Raw genomic sequence first — 20,485 nt, 5'->3', positions numbered from 1 at the left:
CGGTCATGTCAGCCCGTGTTGTCGGCGCGCCAGGTGACCGTGTGCACGGTGGTCGGGTTGTAGAAGCACTGTCTGCTCGCCTTGCTCATCGTGACGCACACCGTGCCGTCCACCGGGACGGTCCCGTCGTTCGTGTACGTGGTGTATTCCACGTCGACGGCGCGGGACCCGGTGTTCCGGAACACGAGCCCGTCGGCGTCTCCGGACCAGTCACCGCTGGTCACCAGGACTCACCACGTTCTGCCCCGAGGAGGAGTGCCGCCGGGTGAACCGCGACGGCCGCGGCCGCGACGCCTTCCGGGGCGGGTGCAGCTCGATGGTGAGTGAGGCGGCGGTGAAGACGGAGGAGCAGGTGCCGGCCGCCAGGCCGATGAGCAGGGCGAGGGCGAAGTCGGCGAGGGTGTCGTCGGCGAGGACGGCGAGGGCGGTGAGGATGAGTGCCGCGCCCATGCCCGTGTTGACGGTACGGGGCAGGGTCTGCAGGATCGCCCGGTTCGTCAGGCGGGGAAGCGGTGTGGTGCGGTCGCGGTCGAGCAGTTCGCGGACGCGGTCGAAGAGGACGACGGAGTCGTTGACCGAGTAGCCGATGACGGTCAGCAGGGCGGCCAGGAAGACCCCGTCGATGGGCTTGCCGAGCCAGGCGAAGGCGCCGATGACGATCACCACGTCGTGGGCGAGCGCGACGACGGCCGCGGTCCCGAAGAACCAGCGGAAGCGCACCGCGAGGTACAGCAGTTGGGCGCCCAGTGCGAGGGAGAGCGCGATGAGGGCGTTGCGGCGCAGTTCGTCGCCCATGCTGGGGCCGATCAGCTCGTCGCGGATCTTCTTCGTCTCGCCGCCGAGGTCGCTGATGGTTTCGGTGACGGTGGCCTCGTCGGCGTTGGTCAGGTTCTCGGCGCGCACCGTGAGCCCGGTGTCACCGGAGGACTGCACCACCGCGCGGGGGAATCCGGCGTCGGTGAGGGCGGTGCGGGCCCGGTCGGGGTCGACGGAGGTGCTGGTGGCGTACTCGATCAGCCGGCCGCCGGTGAACTCGATGCCGAAGTCCAGGCCGCGGACGAGGATGCCCGACGCGGCCATGACGGCGAGTGCGGCGGAGGCGGCCAGCAAGCGGCGCGGACGGCGCATCAGGAACGGGTCGCGGCGCAGCAGCCGGTCGCGGACCCAGCCGGTGCTCGCGATGCCGGTGACGCGGGGCCGGCGGAAGACCGCGGGGTGGTTGGCCGCGTACTCGGCGAGCACCCGGCTGATCACCAGGGCGCTGACCATCGAGGCGAGGACGCCGACGGCGAGGGTGATGCCGAAGCCGCGCACCGGGCCGGAGGCGAAGGCGAACAGGAGAGCCGCGGCGATCAACGTGGTGATGTTGGAGTCGGCGATCGCGCTGAGGGCTCCGCGGAACCCGGCCGTCAGTGCCGATCGGGGGGTGGGGCGGCTGCGGGCCGCGTACTCTTCGCGGGTCCGTTCGAAGACCAGGACGTTGGCGTCCACGGCCATGCCGATCGCCAGGACGAACCCGGCGAGGCCCGGCAGGGTCAGTGTGGCGCCGAGCGCGGCCAGGGCGGCGTAGGAGACGAGGGCGTAGCAGGCCAGGGCCGCGGTCGCGAGCAGGCCCATGAGCCGGTAGACGGCGATGATGAACAGCGCGGTCAGCGCGGTGCCGATGCCGGCGGCCCAGGCCGCAGCCTCGATGGCCGCATCGCCGAGCGTGGCGCCGATGGTGCGCTGTTCCACGGTCTCGACCGGTACGGGCAGGGCTCCGCCGGAGATGAGCAGGGCCAGTTCGCGGGCTTCGGTGTCGTCGAAGGAGCCGGTGATCTGGGTGGTGCCGCCCGGGATGCCGGTCCCGCACGGTACGGAGGGGTCGACCTGCGGCGAGGAGATGATCTTGTTGTCGAGGACGATGGCGACCCGGCGCTGCGGGTCACCGGCCGGGTGACAGGCGGCCCGTGCGGTGATCTGCCGCCATTGGTCCTGGCCGGTCTTGGAGAAGTCGACCGCGACGTGCCATCCGGCACCGCCCTGCTGGTCGAAGCGGGCGTCGGCGCCTTCGACGTCCCGTCCGGTCAGATCGGCGGCCCGCAGGCGCAGAGGCTGTCCGGACTCGTCCGGCAGAACGCGCTCCTTGGCCGGATCGGTCGCCGGGGCGGTGGCGCCGTCGGCGGTCCGGGCCGGGCCGAGGACCGCGTGGACGGTGAGCTGCGCGGTGCGGCCCAGCACGTCGGCGGCTTTCTTCGGGTCGGACACGCCGGGCAGCTCGACGAGGATGCGGTGGTCGCCGGAGCGGACGAGGGTCGGTTCGGCGACGCCGAGCGCGTCGATGCGGCCGCGCAGCACTTCCACGGTGCGGTCGGTGGCCGCGGCGTCGGCGTCGGTGGTGGGGGTGGAGCGGGTTTCCAGCATGATCTGGGTGCCGCCGCGCAGGTCGAGGCCGAGGCGGACGGGCGTGGTGAGGGCGATGGCCAGCGATCCGGCGATCACGGCGAGGGCGAGTAGCGCACGCACGCGCAAGGACTTGGTGCGGTTGTTCCGGCGGTTGTTCTGACGGTTGTTCCGGCGGTTGTTCCGGCGTTTCAACACGAGCCTCCGGCAGGCACGCCGCGGCAGCGGCCCGCGCGGCCGCGACGGAGGAAAGGGTGATGGGTCGCGTCAGGTACCTGCGGGTGCCGGAGGGGCCCGGCCGCGGTCGTGGGCCGACCGGCCGGGAGAGGCGGGTGCGCACGCGGAAGGCGCTGAAGCACGGGTACCGACAGCCGGGCCGGCATCCGCGTCAGGGGGGTCGGTGGCGTGGTGATCCGGTGGGCACGGGCGCTCGCCGAGGTGGTCGTGGCGGACCCTGGCCTGGGCCGCGCAGCCGACGGCACACGGGTCGTCCGCGTGGGGACCGGTGTCGGGGCGCTCGGCGCCCGTGGCCGCCGGGGCCGGATCGAGCACCGGAACGGAAGCCGCGAGCACCGGAACGGAAACCGCGGGCACCGGAACGGAAGCCGCGCGCGCGGCATCGGCGGGAACCAACCCCAGCAGAACGGCGAGGAGCGCGATGAGCGTCCCCGCGAGCGGGTGAACTGCCGTCGGGGTGCTGCGGGGTGCTGGGCGCATGCACCGTCCCCTTCCTGCGGGGTGCTCGACTCCTGCCGTGTGCTCGGCGTGGGGTGCCGGTCCGGGGCTCCGGCCGGGGAGTGGACGACCAGAGCCCCGGACGTCGGTGCGGGGCGGGCGTCAGGGTTCGATGAGACCTGCGCGGATGGCGTAGCGGGTCAGCTCCAGCCGGTCGTGCAGACCGAGCTTGTGCAGGAGGTTGGCCCGGTGGCGGTGCACGGTCTTGACGCTGATGAACAGGATCTCGGCGATCTCCTTGGAGGAGTGCCCTTCGGCGACGAGTTTGAGGACCTCCTCCTCACGAGGGGTGAGGAACTGGTCGGGGTCTTCCTCGCCGTGGCGGACGCGCTCCAGGTAGTTGCGGATGAGGGCGGTGACCGCGCCGGGGTAGAGGAACGGCTCGTTGCGCATCGCGGCCCGGCAGGCGGCGACCAGGTCGCGGTCGGCAACCGACTTCAGCACATAGCCACAGGCCCCGGCCTTGAGTGCCTGGAACAGGTACTGCTCGTTGTCGTGCATCGTCAGCATCAGGATGCGCAGACCCGGCTTGAGCGCCACCAGCTCCCGGGTGGCCTGAAGACCGGTCAGGCGCGGCATGGCGATGTCCAGCACGGCCAGGTCGATCTCCTGGCTCCGGGCCGCCTCGATGGCCTCGGCACCGTCCCCGGCCTCGGCGACGACCTCCAGGTCGGGTTCCCTGTCGAGGATCAGGCGTACGCCGCGGCGTACGAGAGCGTGGTCGTCGGCGAGCAGGATGCGGATCGGCTTCCCGGCCGTGGCGGACGGTGCCGAGGCCGTGGTGGGTCCGGGCGGGGTCGGATCGGGCATGGTCAGAGCTGCTTCCTGGGGGCGGGTGTGATGAGGCGGATCCGGGTACCGGTGCCAGGCGTCGAGGTGATGTCGAGGGTGGCCCCGGCGAGCAGGGCCCGTTCGCGCATGCCGCGGATCCCGGCGCCTTCGCAGGCGGCCTCGATGCCGCGGCCGTCGTCGGCGATCTCCAGCACCACCGCCTCGCCCACCCGGTGCAGGCTCACCTCGACCCGCCGCGCGTCCGCATGGCGGGCCGCGTTGGTCAGGCTCTCCTGAGCCACCCGGTACAGCACGAGCTCGCTCTCCGGGTCGAGGGTGGGCGGATCGGAATCGAGGCGGCGCACGACCCGCAGCCCGGTGTGGGTGGCGAAGTCCTGCGTGAGCGAGGTCAGTGCGCTGACCAGGCCCAGGTCGTCCAGGACGCCGGGCCGCAGGCGGCGCACCAGGCGGCGGACCTCGTCCAGGCTCTCCCTGGTGATCTCCTGGGCCTGCTGGAGGTCCTCGCGCAGCGGTTCGGGGGCGTCGTCCGCGGCGCGCCCCAGCACCAGCAGGATCGCGGTCATGCTCTGCCCGACCTCGTCGTGCAGTTCCTGGGCGATGCGGCGGCGTTCCGCCTCCTGGGCCAGCAGCGCCCGGGCGCTGGACGTGGCGCGTTCGTGCTCCAGCCGGTCGAGCATGGCGTTGAAGGTGCGGATCAGCTCGGACACCTCGCTACCGCCGCCGGCGCCGGGCACGGGCAGCCGCTGGCCCGGGCGCAGCAGGTCGACGGTGGTCATCAGCCTGGTCAGCCGGTCCAGCGGGGCCAGGCCCCAGCGCAGCAGGGTGCCGTTGGCGACCAGCATGACGGCGAGACCGCCGACCAGGATGATCGCCTCGGTCAGCACCACCGGCACGGAGACGGTCACCGGCGCCCACAGCAGCAGCGCCGTAGCGGTGCCCAGCACCAGGGCGTTGAGCCCGAAGATCCGCCAGAACAACGACACCGGGGAAGTTCCTCCTTCTGCGCTCCGCGTGTGATCAGCTCTACTGTCGCCCATCACACCCCGGCGGAGCCGCCACAACCGATCACGACCGAGCCTGACACAGCCTGCCTCCCGCACCGCGCGCGGTCGATGGGGCCCGTCACCCATATCCGAGGTCATCGGGTACCCACGCGCCCTTCCCCGCCATCGCCCCGTGGTCACCGCTGCCCCGGGCAAATGGGGTCCGCGCCCGATGGGCTTCCGACGCCGGGTCGAGCAGAGTCGAAGGTGCTCGAGCCGTCCGGTACGGCCAGTGCGCGCGGTCGTGGAGACCGCGGCCGGCGGAACCGGGCGGCTACTGCCGCGCCTGGCGCGCTTTCGCGAAAGGACCTCATCGTGCCGCTCGACACCGCCCAGACCGGCCCCCGCCCCGGGCGGCTGACCTCTCATGAAACCCGTCAGCGCCTCGAACACGCCCGCAACAGCCGCCTGGCTCAGCTCCGTGCCCTCGACGAGAGCGCCCAGAGCACGGACGCCCATCTGGTGTCCGCGCAGACGGAGGCGATCCAGCGAGTCCTCACCGAGATCGACGAGGCGTTCGCCCGCGTGGAGGACGACACCTACGGCATCTGCCAGGGCTGCGCCAAGCCCGTCCCCCCCGAACGCCTGGAGATCCTCCCCTACACCCGGTACTGCGTCGCCTGCCAGGGCCGCGCCACCGCCTGACCCGCCCCGTCCGCCTCCTGTTTTCGTCTCCGCCCTGCTCAAAGGGGTGAAGTGGTGAACCACCAGACCATCGGCGACCGTGCCACGCACCTGTCGCCCGAGGACCTCGCCGCGCTGCGGGAGAACCTCCACGAACAGCACCTGTTCCGCCAGGAACAGCTACGGCAGATCGCCGCGCCGCCCCGCGCCGAGGACCTGCTCCGGCGCCGCTCCGCGGCACAGGCCGAAGTGCACGTCAAAGTCGCCGCCTCCGCGCGCATGGTCCTCGCCGACGTGGAGGCGGCGCTGCGACGCATCGCCGAGGGCCGCTACGGCACGTGCCACCTGTGCCGTCGCCCGGTCGAGCGCGACCGGCTGATGATCGTTCCACAGGCCCGCTACTGCGCACGGTGCCAGCAGGTACGGGAGGCCGGACGATGACCGTCCGCCGCCGCTTCCGGTCCGGCTCCCCCGCCGGGCACCGGCACCGGCCCTGGCCGTTGTGCCGGCACTGCTGCGGCCTCGCCCTGGACCTGGGCAGCGCCCGCACCCGCGCCTGGATAGCCGGCCGCGGGATGGTCCTCGACGTACCCACCATCACCTTCCCCGGTGCTGGGGCGGTGTATCCGGTCCAGCGCGGCGCCATCGTCGACGTTCCGGGAACGGCCCGGATGCTCGACCGGCTCCTCAGCCACCGCCTGCCCCGCCTCACCCGCCCGCTGGTGGTGGTCACCGCGCCGGTACTGGACGGCCCCGCCTACCGGGAACGGGCCCGCGCCGCCGTGGAAGTGCTCCGCCCCCGCGCGGTCCTGACCGTCCCCACCGCGCGCGCCATCGCCCTGGCCGCGGGCGCCGACCTCTCCCTGCCGCTGCTCGTGGTGGACATCGGCGCCCATCTCACCGAGGTGGTCCTCCTCGTCGACGGCCTGGTCTTCGACGCCCGCCGCACCGCCCTGGGCACCACCGACCTCCCCGGCACCACCGACCTCGCAGACGCCGACGCCACGGCGGAGATCAGCGAAGCCATCAGCACCATGTTCACCTCCATGCTCCGGCAGGACCGCACGTCCCTCACCGCCGAGGCCCTGAGCCGGGGTGCCCTCCTGGCCGGTGGCGGCGCACTGCGCCCCGACCTCACTCACCGGCTCGCCGGCGGCACGCACGCGCCCCTGCGGGCGGTTCCCACACCGCATACCGCGGCGATCCGCGGCGCCGCCACGATGTTGCGGGCCGCGCACGGACATCCGTCGGCCAGGGGCACGTCCCCACCCGGGCCTGGCCAGCTCTTCCGCTGACCTCGCTGCCCCCTGACCCCGCCACCTCACCGGCCGGGGTCTGCTGTACGCCACCCCCCTGCCCCGGAAAGGAGAACCTGTGTCCGGCGTGCCACCACCCGCACAGCCCCCGGATCCCCCGCACCACGAGCTCGTGCACCCCCTGTCGCTGTGGCGCTGGCGGCACAATCCGCTGTACCGGCGCACCGACCGCCTCCAGGGCCGGATCGCCCTGGCCATGTTGCTGCTCGTACCGATCCTGGGGCTCGGTGCCATGTTCGCCATCGGTGACGCCGCCCACCGGCACTACCGCGCGGCCGCCGAGCACCAGAGGCAGACCCTGCGCCTCACCGCCGCCGTCCTCACCCACGACGCCCCGGACCATCCGGAGCCCGGATCGGCGGAGGCGAGAGAGAACCGCTATCCGGCCACGGTCCGCTACACCGACCCGGACGGACGGATCCGCACCGCCGAGACCGACGTCCTGCCCGGGCTCAGCGCGGGCAGCTCCGTCGACGTGTGGGTCGACGCGGACGGAGCGATCGCCGAGCCGCCCATGCCCGCCGAGCAGATCCGCAGCCGGACCATGGGCTGGGCGCTCGTCGGCTTCCTGACCGTGGCCCTCGCCGGTGCCGCCGCCTACCGCGGCGTCGCCGTGGTCCTGCGTCGGCGCAATCTCGCCCAGTGGGACGCCAAGTGGGCCGAGACCGCGCCACGCTGGACCACGTCCCCCTGAGCCTGCGCAAACGCTCACGCCTGCCCGGACCGACCACCCTGGACGAGCGCGGCCGAGCCGTCGTCCCCGGCCGCGGGGCGGACGGCCGGGCAGATCGTCGACGGGCCGCCGAGCCGACCGCGGCCGCGGCCACCGGGCCGCGGCCGCTACGTGCGCCTCATGGCGGAGAACACCGCCTCCGACACCGAGCGCCGCGGATGCCTGTTGGCCAAGGGCGCGGCGGAACTGGCCCAGCATGATCCGACGGTCGCCGGACGGTCGGCCGAGACCATGAGGGCACTGCTGACCCTGCTGCGGACGGAGATCAGCGCCGCCCAGCGCCACGGCGACATCGATAGCGCTGCGGATCCGGAGCAGCCCTTGCCTCCGCCGATCGACGATCCCGACGCGTCAGCCCGCCTCGACATACGTCGACGATCGCCTCGGCGGCATCCTCCACGAGTACAGGAATGCGGCTTGACCTGCACAGATGAGGTTTCCGGCAAGGGCACGGCCGACTGCGCCTGCCCGGCACCGTCGCCGAGGTGACGGCCTCCCGCCCCGAGGAACCCCACCGCCACCATCGTCCCCACACTGCTGCCCACCCAGCCCCGCCCGTTCACTTTCGGCAAGACCACCCGCGCCAGGATCTCCGGCTGGGCCCAGAAAGTCGTCGGTGACAGGAAGATCGCCGAGTACCGAGGGGAGTTTCACCCCTCGACCCTCACAATCCGTACGTGACGATCTCTCGTCATACGGCCCCGACTCTACCCAGAGGTGGGCGCGTCCATGGCCAAGAAGGGCACCCAACCCCGGCGACCGACTGAACAGCGAACTTAGGCTAGGCTAACCTTGCTTGATTGGGTAGGTGGAACCCTGCGGAACACGATCAAGGAGTGAACATGGGAACCCTCAGTGGAAAGGTCGCGCTGGTCACCGGCAGCAGCCGGGGCATCGGGCGAGGCATCGCCGAACGCCTGGCCCGGGACGGCGCTCTGGTAGCCGTGCACTACGGCAGTGACGAGGCGGCGGCCAAGGAGACTGCCGCGACCATCACCGAGGCCGGTGGTGGGGCGTTCATCGTGGGTGCCGAACTGGGCGTTCCCGACGACGTGGACACGCTCATGGCCGGCCTGGAGGCCGGACTGCGCGCACACGGGGAATCGATGATCGACATCCTGGTTCACAACGCGGGGCTCAACCTCATGGGGCGACCGATCGAGGTTCTCACCCCTGCGGAGTTCGACCAGATGGTCGCGGTCAACATCAAGGCACCGTTCTTCCTCACCCAGCGGCTGCTGCCACGACTGCGCGACGGTGGCCGGATCATCAACATCTCATCCGTCTCCACCCGTATCGCCTCCTCCCACGGCATCGGCTATCCACTCACCAAGGGCGCGCTCGACGTGTTCAGCCACACCCTGGCCAAGCACCTAGGCCCCCGCGGAATCACCGTGAATTCCGTCGTCGTCGGATTCACCCGCACCGACATGACCGCCGGAGTGCTGGCCGACCCAGCGAACCTGGAGCGCAACATCAGCCTGACCGCCCTCGGCCGGATCGGCCAGGTCCCGGACATCGCCGACGCGGTCGCCTTCCTGGCCTCCGACGACGCTCGCTGGATCACCGGTGCCAAGATCGACGTCACCGGCGGCGTCAACCTGTAGCAACGGAGCCTCGTCGGGCGCCCGTAGGTCCAAGCTGCGGTGGGCCCGTCCCGCGTTGTAGTACTCGGCGTACGTGGTGAGGACCGTGCGCAGGTGTCGTTCGCCGGTGATGAGGAGGCGGTCGGTGCATCCGGCGCGGGCTGTGCGTATCCATCGTTCGGCGAACGCGTTGGACCGGGGACTTTGCGGCGGAGTCCGTATGACGGCTGTGCCGTTGCCGACGAAGACGGCGTCGAACGCGGCGGTGAACTTGCTGTCCCGGGCCTGGGGTGACCAGCCGGTGGCGGCGCAAGACGGGTGGAAGATGCCGCGCGAGAGCGGAGAGCACGGCACGATCGGCCCATGAGAGCCGCGGGCGCTCCATCTGACGGCGCAGAACGGCGACCTCATGGCGAAGGGCAAGGATCTCGGCGTTGCTCGCGGCGGTCGACCGGCCCAGCAAGAGGAAGCAGCCCAGCAGCTCGAGCACTCCGCGACGACTACTCCGGACTCGCGTCCTCGGATGCCTCATCAACGAGTACAGGTACGCGGCCTGACCTGCCGCGACGAGTTTCCGAACGGCACAGGTCAAGCGCAGCGGCGACATGGGATCTCCGCGGACGTCGGGCTCGACCAGTGCGAGGAGTGCCTCCCGAACGGCCGGGCTCCGGTCGACCACGCGTTTGCGGCCGGCACCGGGCCGGCGGATGCGTCCCAACGGGGCTTCTCCGGAGTCGAGTTCCCGCATTCCGCCAGACAGGGTGGCCTCACGGACACCGGCGGCACGGGCGGCTGCTCCGATCCCGCCGTGGCCGAGGGACTGGGCCTCCGCCCCTATCAGCAGGCGACGCCGCCCCTCGTCGAGGTGCGGCAGAATCGCCTCGAATTGGCTGCCAGCACGGCCCGTTGCCCATCCAACCCGCTCATGCCAGACCAACGAACCACCGAATGGAAAGCCACGAGTTAAAGATCTGCACGCCCTGCGCAGGGTCTTATGTGAGCAGGGGGATGAAGATCGTGTCAACGATCTCCTGGATGGCGTGCGCGGACATTGGCGCCAGGTCCATGAGCACTTCGTGTCGGAGCAGGTCAAAGGGCAACCGTGTGATTCGCGGAGTCAGCTTCGAACCATCGATCTCTCCTCGCTCGACGGCGCGCTGCGCGACGGACTCGATCAGCGCCCACCTCTCATCGATCAGGGACGCACGCAGCTCGGCGGGTGTTGTTCCCGTCTCTTCGAAGTAGGCGGCCAACTGTGCGGTCATGGCGACAGCGAACACAGTGAACGCCCCGTTGAGCTGTTCGAGCAGCCCGATGGTGTCATCGCGCAGCGATCCGGTGTCGGGATCGGTGAGCGTGAACTTGTCGCTGGCACGGCCGATGGCATCACGGACCAGCATGGCCTTGGTCGCCCAGTGACGGTTGACGACCCCGCGACTGGTGCCGGCGCCGTCCGCTACCGCGGCGAAGGTGAGGCCCGCGTAGCCGCGTTCCATCAGCTCTTCCCAGGCGGCGTCAAGTAGAGCGGCCTGCAATTCTGCGCCGCGCCGACGGCGGCGGGGGGCGGACTCCGGGCTTGCAAGGTGCATGGCTGCACCTTATTGTGGATTTGAGCGGGCAGCAAACAGGCTGGCGCATTCCGTGTACGCATCTGGACCGTCGCCGCATCTGCATTGCCCGTCTCCTGCCATGAAAGACATCCCAGGAGCGTAGATGTCACCCCGTAGCCAGTTCCGCGTGATGCGACCAGGCGGTTGCCTCGTCGTAGCGGGTGCCAGTTTTGAGGCATCCGTGGAGTATGCCCACGAGCCGGTTGGCGAGCTGGCGCAGGGCGGGGTCGTCGCGGAACTCTGCGAGCACCCGGGCACCGAGGACGACGCCCACCGGCTGGGAGAGGATGATCTCAGCGGCCGGGTGCCGGCCAAAATGCGCTTCGACCTGCCCTTACAGGGTCTTGATCTGGGTGTTCAGCACGTTCAGGACCGCGAGCAGGGCCTGGGCGGACCCGGCATGCCGCAGCCGCTGGGGGTGCCGGGTCCGCTCCCAGATCAGGGTCTTGTGGGTACGGGTGATGACCTTGACCGCCTCGACTTGGGCGGAGTCCCCGGCGACGGGCCGCAGCTCGTGGCCGTGGGTGCGGACCATGTCGGCCGGCACGTGCGCGTCCCCGGGGTCGCTCTTGGCCCCGGAGGCCCCCAGCCGGTCACGGAACCGGGCGGCCTGCGACGAGTTGACGGCCAGCACCGTGTGCCCCGCGGCGACCAGGGCACGCTCCCACGGGCCGCGGCCGGTCTCGATCCCCACCAGGACCTCGGCCTTGTCGGCGTCCTCCCCGGCCGGCTCACCCACGATCGGGGGCAGCCGGGCCATGCCCGTCACGCCCTCGGGCAGCCGGGCCCGGGCCAGCCGTCCGCCGGCGCTGTCCATCACCTCGATGTCGTGATGGTCCTCGGCCCAGTCATCTCCCACGAACAGTCGCAACGGTCCTCCGCTCTCGATGCCGATCACCTTCAGCGGCCTGCCGGAGAACCATCAGCGACCTGATCAAGCAGTGCTCACGCCGGCCAGCGGCGGGCACGACATCCCATCAGCGATCAACTCTCCGGGCCGAACGGCAGGGGCACGGTCCTTCATCAGGACTCAACGGTCCAGGAACCAGGAGTGCTCACCTGCCGCTGGCTACCACCTGGAGTCTGCCGGATGGCCGACTCCCCAAACTGATGAGGAAACACACGTGAACACCCACACCGAAGCACGGCAGACCACCCTCGTGACCGTCGATGTGCACACCATGGGCCGCACCTTCGACGAGACCGAAGTCGACCGGTGGGAGCTCAAGGCCGCACGCCGGGCCTTGATGAACCTGAAGAACGTGGCAGGCGGCCAGGTGATGATGGACCTGCTCGCCGAGCAGATCGCCGCCGGCGACCGCTACCACAAGGAGCTCGTCGCGGCCTCAGGAGGCACTTTCCGTGAGTCGCGCACCGAGTTCACCGTCCGCGGGCTCAGCGGCACCGACCTGGCCAACTGGTTCGCCGCGCAAGCCGGCACCGGCCGCTTCCAGGACAAGTCACTGCTCCTCAACGCCCACCCCGAGCACTACGTCGAACCGCCCACCTACACGGGCGGCATGGTGGAGACGATCGGCGGCCACCTCACCCGGTTCAAGGTCTCGGTAGCGCGCGAACTGCCCGCCGCTGTCAGCGCATTCCTCGACGCGTCCTACCCGGTGACGCTGATGAACGCCCTGCTCAGCCTGGACGACGCTACTCCCTTCGCGTACTGCCTGCACCAGGCGCGGGACACCGAGACCGGCGCGAACGTGGTGGTGCGCGTCGTCTATCCGTCGGCCGCCCCGGACTCGATGATCGAGGGTCACTGCGAGCACCTGGCGATCGAATTCCGCAGTTGGATCCGTAACGCGGCCGCCGCGGCGCGCTGACCCGACGAAGGCCACGCTCATGGATTTCAAGGGAAAGAACGCACTGGTCACCGGCGCCGGTGCCATCGGTGGGCTGGGGTACGCGGTGGCGCGGAGCCTCGCCTCCGGCGGTGCTGATGTCACGGTCACCGGACGCGACCCGCGGCGCGGTGCCCAGGTGGTTGAGAATCTCGGCGGGCGACTCCGCTTCCTGCTGGCTGATCTGAGCAAGGTCGAGGACGTGCGGCGGCTCGCCGACGCGGTCGGCCCGCAGGCATCGGCATGGCCGCCATGGCCGCCTACGGCGCGACCAAGGCGGCGCTGGAGTCCCTGACCCGTGCCTGGGCCGCCCAGTTCGCCCAGGCGAACGTCCGCGTCAACGCCGTCTCGCCGGGTCCGATGCGCTCGGCGAAGGCGGTCGAGTCACTCGGCCAAGATGTCGGCGGATACGGCGACACGGTGCCGCTGGCCCGGGTGGCCGACCCGACCGAAGTCGCCGAGGTGGTCGCCTTCCTGGCCAGTGACCGGGCCAGCTTCACAACCGGGGCGATCGTCGCCGCCGACGGCGGCCGTTCCGCAGTCTGACCCGGCTCACCGCCTACCCCACATGAGCCGAGCAGCAGCCCCATCGCAAATCCATCGTCGGCGGCGCCGTAGGCACCGCCGACGATGGTGCCCGCCTCGACATACGCCGACACGATCGCCTCGGCGGCATCCTCCACGAATACCAACGTGCAGCGTGACCTGCACGGACGAGGTTTCCGGCAAGGGCAGCCGCGCTGGCTGAAAATATATAGACGCGAAAGATGGCTCTTGCCTTGCCGGATCGGCAAGAGGGATTGCTTCCTCTGCCGGAGCCCCGCACCGTGTGCCGCATGAACGACAAACTGGATTCCGGCGTTTTCGATGTAGTCGTGATCGGCGGCGGTGTGGCCGGTCTGTCAGGGGCGCTGACCCTGTCGCGGGCCCGACGTTCGGTGCTGGTGCTGGATGCGGGGGAGCCTCGCAACGCCCCCGCCGCTGCGGCTCACGGCCTGCTTTCGCGTGACGGGGTGGCGCCGCTGGACCTGCTGCGTGCTGGGCGGGCCGAGGTGAGCCGGTACGGCGGGCAGGTGCTCTCCGACCGTGCCACGCACGCCATGCGCGTGGAAGGGCTCTTCGTCGTCGGCACGCAGAGCGGTGCAAGCTTCCGGGCCCGGCGGCTGCTGGTGACCACGGGCCTGGTGGACGAGTTGCCGCAAGTGCCGGGGCTACGCGAGCGGTGGGGAAGAGACGTGCTGCACTGTCCCTACTGCCATGGGTGGGAAGTGCGGGACGCGCCGATCGGCGTGCTCAGCACAAGTGCGGCCTCAGTGCATCAGGCGCTGTTGTTTCGCCAGTGGTCCAGCCTGGTGACGCTCTTCCTGCACACGGGGCCGGAGCCTGAAGAGGAGCAGTGGGAGCGTTTGGCGGCCCGTGACATCGAGGTTGTGCAGGGAGAGGTGACCGGCCTGGAGGTCGTGGACGACACGCTCCGAGGCGTCCGGCTCTCCTCGAAGCTGGTGGTCCCCGTGCATTCTCTGGCGGTGGCCCCGCAGTTTCTCGCGCAGGGCGAAGTCCTGGCCGGCCTCGGCGTAGGCCCGGCGCCGCACCCAATGGGCGTCGGCACCTATGTGCCATCCGATGCCGGCGGCGCAACGGATGTCCCCGGCGTCTGGGTGGCCGGCAATGTTGCCGATGTGATGGCCGGGCTCGTCCAGGCGCAGGCCGGCGGTGCGACGGCCGCGGCGGCCATCAACGCCGACCTCGTCAACGCCGACACTGACGAGGCCCTTGTACGCCGGCGCGCTGCCCCGCGTGAGGACTTCAGTGCCGCAATCGAGGCGCAGGTCACCGAGCATGTGCTGGGCGAACGGCGGCATGGCCTCGACTCCCTGCTGCCCGGTACGGGGTGACCGCGATGCGGTCAGGTCGGGCGGGCCCTGAGGTGGGCCCGCTCGCCCTGCTTGCCGAAGATGACCAACAGTTCCACCGGCTGATCGTCGTCGGCGCCTAGCCAGTGCGGCACATGGGTGTCGAATTCCGCCACTTCACCTGGTGTGAGGAGCAGGGAGCGCTCGCCGAGGAGCAGGCGCAGCCGGCCGTCCAGCACGTAGATCCACTCGTAGCCCTCGTGGATGTTCAGCTCAGGCTCGCCACTGCTGGGGCTGATGACGAGTTTGTGGGCGTGCAGCCCGCCGGGGCGGCGGCTCAGTGGCACATAGGTCATGCCGTCGCGGGTGACGGGCCGCAGATGCACACGCGGATCGCCTGTCTCGGGCGCCCCGACCAACTCGTCCAGGGGGACCTCGTAGACGTGGGCCAGGGGGAGCAGGAGCTCCAGGTTCGCTTTGCGGCCGCCGCTCTCCAACCGGGAGAGCGTGCTTTCGGAGATCCCTGTGGTCTGAGAGAGGGCGGCCAGCGTGATACCGCGCTGCAGGCGCAGCGCCCGCAGTCTCGGTCCGATCGCCGTCAGGACCCGATCGATATTCGTCATGACATCCACCTTGCCAAAAGAGCATGAGGGTTTGCACCTTCGGCACGACTTGTTTCAGCCTCCGGGCCATGCAACGGCGCACGCCGCCTCGTCGCCCCATCTTCGGTTCCGGCTCAGGAGAGATTTCAATGACCAGCCCCGCCCACCGCGCCCAGAGGGCGCCCGGCCCTACCACGCCGGATCCCCATCGGTGGATGACGCTCATCGTGGCGTCCGTGGCGACCCTGATGGTCGTCCTCGACGTGTCCATCGTGAACATCGCTCTGCCCCAGGCCCAGAGCGATCTCGGCATGAGTGACGCCAGCCGCCAGTGGATGATCACCGCCTACGCACTGGCCTTCGGCGGCCTGCTCCTGCTCGGCGGTCGCATCGCCGACTTCGTTGGCCGCAAGAAGATCCTCCTCATCGGCCTGCTCGGCTTCGCCGCCGCCTCCATGCTCGGCGGCCTCGCTCTCAACCCGGGCATGCTGTTCGCAGCCCGCGCCCTACAGGGAACCTTCGCCGCCCTCCTGGCCCCGGCCGCCCTCTCCCTGATCACCGTGGCTTTCACCGACCCCAAGGAACGCGCGAGGGCTTTCGGCGTCTTCGGCGCGTTCCAGGGCGGGGGCGGTGCCGTCGGGCTGCTGCTGGGCGGTGTGCTGACGCAATACGCGGGCTGGCGCTGGTGCATGTACATCAACGTCCCCATCGCCCTGGTTGCAGCCCTCGCCACCCTCCCCTACATCCGTGAAAGCCGCGCCGCGGGTGACCGTCACTACGACGTCCCCGGAGCCGTGCTGGTGACCGGCGGACTCGTCGCCCTCGTCTACGGCTTCGCCCGGGCCGCCGACGGCGGTGGCTGGGCCGCCCCGGCAACACTGCTGCTCCTGGCCGCCGCCGTGGTTCTTCTGACTGCGTTCGTCGTGGTCGAGCACCGCAGCGCCCACCCGCTCCTCCCGCTGCGCGTGATCCTCGACCGATCCCGTGCCGGCGTGTTCCTGGCCAACCTCCTCATCGGTGCCGGCATGTTCGGCATGAACCTCTTCATGACCTACTTCCTCCAGGTCAACCTCCACTACACACCCGTGCAGGCCGGCTGCGCCTTCCTGCCCTTCAGCGTCGGCATCATCGCCACCACCACCCTCGGTGCCCCGCTGGTCATCCGCCTCGGCCCCAAGACCCTGATGGCGGCAGGAAGCACGCTGGCCACGGTGGGACTGTTCTGGCTCACCCGGCTCGACACCGCGTCCGGCTACGCGGGCGAAGTCCTCCCGACCCAGATCCTCGTCAGTGTCGGCGTCGGCCTGTTCTTCCTGGCCGGCCCCAACGTGGCCCTGTCCGGCGTTGATCCACACGACGCCGGTGTCGCCAGCGCCGCCCTGAGCACCAGCCAGCAGATCGGCGCTGCCCTGGGCCCCGCCCTGCTCAACACCCTCTACGTCTCCGCCGTCACCAGCTACCTCACCTCCCGCGGCGAAAGCCCCGGGCAGACCCCCCAGGCCATGCGGTTGGAGGCCTACCTCCACGGCTACCGCATCGCGTTCATCGTGGCGGGCGCTCTCCTGGCCGCCGCCGTGGTCGCACTACTCGCCCTGGTGAAGACGCCCAAGAGCACGGCCGGCGACACGGCCGCACCCGACCCGGGCCACTGAGCTCACCCGAGCCCCGGCCCCAATCCGCCCCGAAGTTATCCGAAGGAGAGGCACACGCGATGGACGAGTGCATCCGCGAAATCCATGCCGCCAACGATGCCGCCAGCTTCTGGGAGCAGCTCCACCGCCGCAAGGGCAGCGTCTGGAAGGACACCGCGAATCCTCTGCTCGCCGAGACGGCCCGGCACCTCACACCCGGCCACGCCCTCGACCTGGGCTGCGGCGAAGGCGGAGACACCCGCTGGCTCGCCACCCACGAATGGCACGTCACCGCAGTCGATATCGCCCCCACCGCCTTGCAGCGCACCAGCCGGCTCGCCGCCCGAAACGGCCTCGAGAGCAGTGACACGGCGCGGTGGACACCCCAGCGCCTGGCCACCCCGCAGCGGGTGGCCACCGGCCCCGGTGGTCAGACCGCGACCGTCACCGACACGGTCGTTGCCGTACGCCGCCTCGCCTGACCTTCCGCACCCCACGCACACTTCACAACCCCGCTTCAGGAGTTACCTTCATGACTGACCTCTTCGCGCCCGTCACGGTGGGCAAGTGGACGCTGAACAACCGCATCGTCATGGCCCCCATGACCCGCAACCGGGCCACCCCCGACGGTGTCCCCACCAGCCTCATGGCGACCTACTACGCTCAGCGGGCCACCGCCGGGCTGATCGTCACCGAGGGGGTGCAGCCCAGCGCGGTCGGACAGGGCTACATGAACTCGCCCGGCCTGCACACCAGCGAACAGATCGAAGCCTGGCGCACCGTCGCCGCCGGCGTGCACCAGTCAGGCGGCCGAATCGTGGCCCAGCTCATGCACGCCGGACGCATCTCCCACCCCGACAACAAGCACCAGGCCGAAACCATCGCCCCCAGCGCCATCGCCGCACCGGGCGAGATGTTCACCCCGGCCGGCCCCCAGCCCCACCCCACCCCGCGCGCCCTGGCCACCGAGGACATTCCTGCCGTCATCGACGAATTCACCCGCGCCGCCACTGCCGCCATTGCCGCCGGCCTGGACGGCATCGAACTGCACAGCGCCAATGGCTACCTCCTGCACCAATTCCTCGCTCCCTCCGCCAACCAGCGCACCGACCACTACGGCGGTTCCCCCCAGGCCCGTGCCCGCTTCGTCATCGAAGTGGCACAGGCCGTCAGCGACGCCATCGGCAGCGAACGCGTCGGCATCCGCATCTCCCCCGCCATCAACCTCCACGGCGCGCTGGAGACCGACCCCCACCTCACCGCGGCCACGTACCGCACCCTCGTCGACGCGCTGTCCGGGATGGGCCTGGCCTACCTGCACGCCATCGGCGACCCCGCCTCCCCGCTGCTCACCGACCTCGCAGAGCGCTTCGGCGGCTCCCACATCGTCAGCAACGGCTGGGACCCCGTCACCGACGTCACCGCCGCACAGGAACTGGTCACCACCGGACAGGCCGACCTTGTCGCGGTCGGGCGTGCCTTCATCGCCAACCCCGACCTGGTACAGCGCTGGCAGACCGGGGCCCCGCTCAACCAGCCCGACAGCACCACCTTCTACGGCGGTGACCACCGTGGCTACACCGACTACCCGCAGTTGGCGTAAATAGTGATTGGCGTTCAGCGACGCATCATGCTGACGGCCGGTGGCACCAGGCAGGCCGGTTCATCCCGTTAGTACGCGAGCTGCCCGATGCCCCCGTCAACGCGCAGCACGGTCCCCGCGGTATAGGCGGACTCGTCCGAGGCGAGATAGACCGCCGCCTTCGCCAGCTCGGTAGCGGTTCCCAGGCGATGGAGAGGCACGGTCTGCCGCAGTTCCTCGTAGAGGGCTGCCCGGCGCTCGGGGCCGAGGGGCGCGAACGCGTTGGTGATCGTCGGGCCCGGACTCAGTCCGTTGACGCGGATGCCCCGGTCCTTCAGCTCATAGGTCAGCCCGCGCGTGTAGGAGAGCAGGCCCGCTTTGGCCGCGCCGTAGACCGTCGCGTTCTCGTGTCCGATGTAGGCGGAGACCGAGCCGACGAGGATGACCGAGGACTGCTGTGAGAAGAGCGGCAGCAGGTCCTTGATCAGGAAGAACGGCGACTTGAGATTGGTCGCGAGGAGCCTGTCGAACGCCTCCTCGGTCCATGCCTCGACGGGGAGGTGGGTGATGTCGGCGGCGTTGCTCATCAGGATGTCGAGCTTCGGCCACTCCTGCCGCAGCCGCGCGGCGAGCGCCGCCTGGCCGGGTACGTCGCCGGCGTCGCTGGCGATGGTCAGCAGCGGGCCCTCCAACTGCCGGGCTGCCTCGTCGAGCTTCTCCTGTGAGCGGCCGGTGATGGCGACGGTCGCTCCCTCGGCGAGGAACTGGCGGGCCGTTTCCAGGCCGATGCCGCTCGTCCCTCCGGTGATCAGTGCGTGCTTTCCCGTAAGACGGTCCATTGTTCTGTCTCCTCAGATTGCGGTGCGGCCACCGTCGTCGGCGGCGATCGCCCCGGTCATGTAGCCGGCCCGGTCACTGGCGAGAAAGGCGGGGGCACGCACATTGACCGCGAAGGCGGCGTCGTAGCCCGCGAGGCCCTGCTCGGTGGTCGGGGAGAACGTCATCACGCTCGCGTTGTTGATCAGGATGTCGACGGCTCCGGCGTCCTCGGCCAGTTGCCGCACGCTCGCCGGGTCGGACACGTCGGCCGCGACGAAGCGCACCACCCCGATGGACTCGCCATCGGCCGCGCGGAGGTCTTCCACGACCTGGGCTCCGCGCTGCGGATCGGTGCCGGTCAGGATCAGGTCGGCTCCGCCCGCGGCCAGCACCCTGGCCGTCGCGTGCCCGAGTCCGCCGATCGCGCCGGATCCGGTGACGAGCGCCGTCTTGCCCGCAAATTCCATCGTTTCGCCTTTTGTGACGGCCAGTGAGCGACCGACTTCCGTGTGACCGTTCAAGAAGTTCCGCAACGGAAGCTACGACTTTTTGAACGTCGAGTCAAGAAGTCGTAGTCTTGGACGCATGGCACGAACCGGACGCCCCCGCGAGTTCGACAGACAACAGACGCTGGAGCGCGCACTCAAACTGTTCTGGTCCCGGGGATACGGGGCGACGTCGATCCAGGACCTGGTCGAAGCGCTGGCCGTCGAGCGTGGCAGCCTCTACGGCGCCTTCGGCGACAAGCGCCGCTTCTACCTGGAGGCCGTCAGGCTCTACTGGGAGGTGTACGAGCGGCACCTGACCGCCGCGCTCGACACCGCCCCGGTGCTGCCCGCCCTGCGCGAGATCCTGACCCATCCGGCGCGACTGGACGAGCTGATCTCCGACAGGGGCGTGCCGCAGGGCTGCCTGGTCGGCAACACGACCGCCGAACTCGTCCCCCAGGACAGCGAAGCCACGGAGATCGTCACCCGCTCGTACCGCCGCTTCACCGACATCGTCGCCGGCGCACTCCGCCGCGCACAGGCCGCCGGCGAGGTCACGGACGCCTCCTCCCCCGAGGCCCAGGCGCAGCTCCTGCTCTACATCGTCCAGGGCCTGTCACTCGTATCGAGGGCGGGGCTCGACCAGAGCTCGGCGCTGACGGCGATCGACACGGCGGTGGACGGATTGCGGGCGTGACCTGAACCTTCCGCGCGCGACCGGTTTGCTCCAGACCTGCGGAAGTTCCCCGGCCTGAAGGGTGTCAATATTCCGATCAGGCTGCTGAGCTGGGCCTTCCCTGTAGATGGTGAGGCAGTCGGAGGGACGTGGTGTGGTACTC

General features: G+C 70.3%; 22 protein-coding genes and 3 pseudogenes. 14 read left to right on the top strand and 11 right to left on the bottom strand.

From position 1 onward, the window contains the following. Positions 1 to 8: 8 nt before the first annotated feature. The 4 genes from KN815_RS01325 to KN815_RS01310 form a co-directional block, all read right to left on the bottom strand. On the bottom strand, positions 9 to 224 hold the full coding sequence (locus tag KN815_RS01325) for a hypothetical protein (RefSeq protein ID WP_216339321.1): 216 nt from the start codon (positions 222 to 224) through the stop codon (positions 9 to 11). Beyond that, the gene (gene secD / locus KN815_RS01320) at positions 211 to 2,505 is read right to left on the bottom strand and encodes a protein translocase subunit SecD (RefSeq protein WP_216339437.1); all 2,295 of its coding nucleotides are present in this window, start codon (positions 2,503 to 2,505) and stop codon (positions 211 to 213) included. Before secD ends, KN815_RS01325 begins: the two co-directional genes overlap by 14 nt. 714 nt (positions 2,506 to 3,219) lie before the next feature. Next, entirely contained in the window at positions 3,220 to 3,927 is a 708-nt protein-coding gene (locus KN815_RS01315) for a response regulator (RefSeq protein WP_055554920.1), read from the bottom strand. 2 nt (positions 3,928 to 3,929) lie between these two features. Further along, positions 3,930 to 4,892 carry a HAMP domain-containing sensor histidine kinase gene (locus KN815_RS01310; protein WP_216339320.1) on the bottom strand — a complete coding sequence of 321 codons (963 nt, stop codon included), beginning with the start codon at positions 4,890 to 4,892 and terminating at the stop codon, positions 3,930 to 3,932. Positions 4,893 to 5,267: 375 nt separating this feature from the next. Here KN815_RS01310 and KN815_RS01305 point away from each other — a divergent pair, with 375 nt between their 5' ends. From KN815_RS01305 to KN815_RS01275, 6 genes are all read left to right on the top strand, one after another. Continuing rightward, a complete protein-coding gene (locus KN815_RS01305) occupies positions 5,268 to 5,597 on the top strand; it encodes a TraR/DksA family transcriptional regulator (RefSeq protein ID WP_216339318.1) in 330 nt (109 codons plus the stop codon). A 51-nt stretch (positions 5,598 to 5,648) separates the two neighbouring features. Then, complete coding sequence (locus KN815_RS01300) at positions 5,649 to 6,017, top strand: TraR/DksA family transcriptional regulator (RefSeq protein WP_216339316.1); 369 nt, start codon at positions 5,649 to 5,651, stop codon at positions 6,015 to 6,017. Next, entirely contained in the window at positions 6,014 to 6,871 is an 858-nt protein-coding gene (locus KN815_RS01295; RefSeq protein WP_216339314.1) for a rod shape-determining protein, read from the top strand. Before KN815_RS01300 ends, KN815_RS01295 begins: the two co-directional genes overlap by 4 nt. Before the next feature lie 79 nt (positions 6,872 to 6,950). Then, positions 6,951 to 7,586 (top strand): Rv1733c family protein, encoded by a 636-nt coding sequence (locus tag KN815_RS01290; RefSeq protein ID WP_216339312.1) that lies wholly within the window; start codon positions 6,951 to 6,953, stop codon positions 7,584 to 7,586. A 159-nt stretch (positions 7,587 to 7,745) separates the two neighbouring features. Continuing rightward, complete coding sequence (locus KN815_RS49865; protein WP_253208669.1) at positions 7,746 to 8,114, top strand: TetR family transcriptional regulator C-terminal domain-containing protein; 369 nt, start codon at positions 7,746 to 7,748, stop codon at positions 8,112 to 8,114. Positions 8,115 to 8,467: 353 nt separating this feature from the next. Then, positions 8,468 to 9,232, top strand: coding sequence for an SDR family NAD(P)-dependent oxidoreductase (locus KN815_RS01275; RefSeq protein WP_216339310.1), 765 nt, complete (start codon positions 8,468 to 8,470; stop codon positions 9,230 to 9,232). Between the two features lie 27 nt (positions 9,233 to 9,259). On the opposite strand, the pseudogene KN815_RS01270 reads toward KN815_RS01275, so the two are convergent. The 4 genes and pseudogenes from KN815_RS01270 to KN815_RS01255 form a co-directional block, all read right to left on the bottom strand. Next, a pseudogene (locus KN815_RS01270) lies at positions 9,260 to 9,622 on the bottom strand (integrase core domain-containing protein); the annotation flags it as partial. A gap of 148 nt (positions 9,623 to 9,770) precedes the next feature. Next, positions 9,771 to 10,148: pseudogene (locus tag KN815_RS01265) on the bottom strand (ISAzo13 family transposase); the annotation flags it as partial. A 55-nt stretch (positions 10,149 to 10,203) separates the two neighbouring features. Continuing rightward, the gene (locus KN815_RS01260) at positions 10,204 to 10,800 is read right to left on the bottom strand and encodes a TetR/AcrR family transcriptional regulator (RefSeq protein ID WP_216339307.1); all 597 of its coding nucleotides are present in this window, start codon (positions 10,798 to 10,800) and stop codon (positions 10,204 to 10,206) included. A gap of 127 nt (positions 10,801 to 10,927) precedes the next feature. Then, positions 10,928 to 11,692: pseudogene (locus KN815_RS01255) on the bottom strand (IS110 family transposase). Positions 11,693 to 11,945: 253 nt separating this feature from the next. Here KN815_RS01255 and KN815_RS01250 point away from each other — a divergent pair. The 4 genes from KN815_RS01250 to KN815_RS01240 all read left to right on the top strand — a co-directional run bounded on the left by KN815_RS01250 (position 11,946) and on the right by KN815_RS01240 (position 14,566). Further along, a complete protein-coding gene (locus KN815_RS01250; RefSeq protein WP_216339305.1) occupies positions 11,946 to 12,653 on the top strand; it encodes a hypothetical protein in 708 nt (235 codons plus the stop codon). Between the two features lie 19 nt (positions 12,654 to 12,672). Then, the gene (locus KN815_RS51805; protein WP_308403623.1) at positions 12,673 to 12,966 is read left to right on the top strand and encodes an SDR family NAD(P)-dependent oxidoreductase; all 294 of its coding nucleotides are present in this window, start codon (positions 12,673 to 12,675) and stop codon (positions 12,964 to 12,966) included. Further along, positions 12,915 to 13,217, top strand: a complete 303-nt coding sequence (locus KN815_RS51800; protein WP_308403622.1) for an SDR family oxidoreductase — start codon at positions 12,915 to 12,917, stop codon at positions 13,215 to 13,217. The genes KN815_RS51805 and KN815_RS51800 overlap by 52 nt, the downstream gene beginning before the upstream one ends. A 290-nt stretch (positions 13,218 to 13,507) precedes the next feature. Beyond that, a complete protein-coding gene (locus KN815_RS01240) occupies positions 13,508 to 14,566 on the top strand; it encodes an NAD(P)/FAD-dependent oxidoreductase (protein ID WP_216339303.1) in 1,059 nt (352 codons plus the stop codon). Between the two features lie 11 nt (positions 14,567 to 14,577). On the opposite strand, the gene KN815_RS01235 is transcribed toward KN815_RS01240, so the two are convergent. Beyond that, positions 14,578 to 15,147, bottom strand: coding sequence for a cupin domain-containing protein (locus KN815_RS01235; protein WP_216339301.1), 570 nt, complete (start codon positions 15,145 to 15,147; stop codon positions 14,578 to 14,580). Positions 15,148 to 15,341: 194 nt separating this feature from the next. Between KN815_RS01235 and KN815_RS01230 the strand changes: the two genes are divergently transcribed. From KN815_RS01230 to KN815_RS01220, 3 genes are read left to right on the top strand one after another with little or no spacing between them, the layout of a single operon-like run. Continuing rightward, positions 15,342 to 16,778: an MFS transporter gene (locus tag KN815_RS01230; RefSeq protein WP_253208668.1), complete on the top strand. Its 1,437-nt coding sequence runs from the start codon at positions 15,342 to 15,344 to the stop codon at positions 16,776 to 16,778. Between the two features lie 59 nt (positions 16,779 to 16,837). Continuing rightward, positions 16,838 to 17,239 (top strand): class I SAM-dependent methyltransferase, encoded by a 402-nt coding sequence (locus tag KN815_RS01225; RefSeq protein WP_216339299.1) that lies wholly within the window; start codon positions 16,838 to 16,840, stop codon positions 17,237 to 17,239. Positions 17,240 to 17,289: 50 nt separating this feature from the next. Next, positions 17,290 to 18,360 (top strand): alkene reductase, encoded by a 1,071-nt coding sequence (locus KN815_RS01220; protein ID WP_216339297.1) that lies wholly within the window; start codon positions 17,290 to 17,292, stop codon positions 18,358 to 18,360. A gap of 68 nt (positions 18,361 to 18,428) precedes the next feature. Here the strand turns inward: KN815_RS01220 and KN815_RS01215 are convergent, their stop codons facing one another. Continuing rightward, positions 18,429 to 19,178 (bottom strand): SDR family oxidoreductase, encoded by a 750-nt coding sequence (locus KN815_RS01215; protein ID WP_216339294.1) that lies wholly within the window; start codon positions 19,176 to 19,178, stop codon positions 18,429 to 18,431. Between the two features lie 12 nt (positions 19,179 to 19,190). Continuing rightward, on the bottom strand, positions 19,191 to 19,679 hold the full coding sequence (locus KN815_RS01210; RefSeq protein ID WP_253208667.1) for an SDR family NAD(P)-dependent oxidoreductase: 489 nt from the start codon (positions 19,677 to 19,679) through the stop codon (positions 19,191 to 19,193). Positions 19,680 to 19,743: 64 nt separating this feature from the next. Between KN815_RS01210 and KN815_RS01205 the strand changes: the two genes are divergently transcribed. Further along, a complete protein-coding gene (locus KN815_RS01205; protein ID WP_216339293.1) occupies positions 19,744 to 20,343 on the top strand; it encodes a TetR/AcrR family transcriptional regulator in 600 nt (199 codons plus the stop codon). The last annotated feature ends 142 nt before the right edge of the window (positions 20,344 to 20,485 follow it).

The sequence above is a fragment of the Streptomyces niphimycinicus genome (genome assembly GCF_018883605.1).
Taxonomy (GTDB): Bacteria; Actinomycetota; Actinomycetes; order Streptomycetales; family Streptomycetaceae; genus Streptomyces; species Streptomyces niphimycinicus.
Note: the sequence above shows the minus strand (reverse complement) of the source record. Positions and strands in the feature narration are given on the sequence as shown.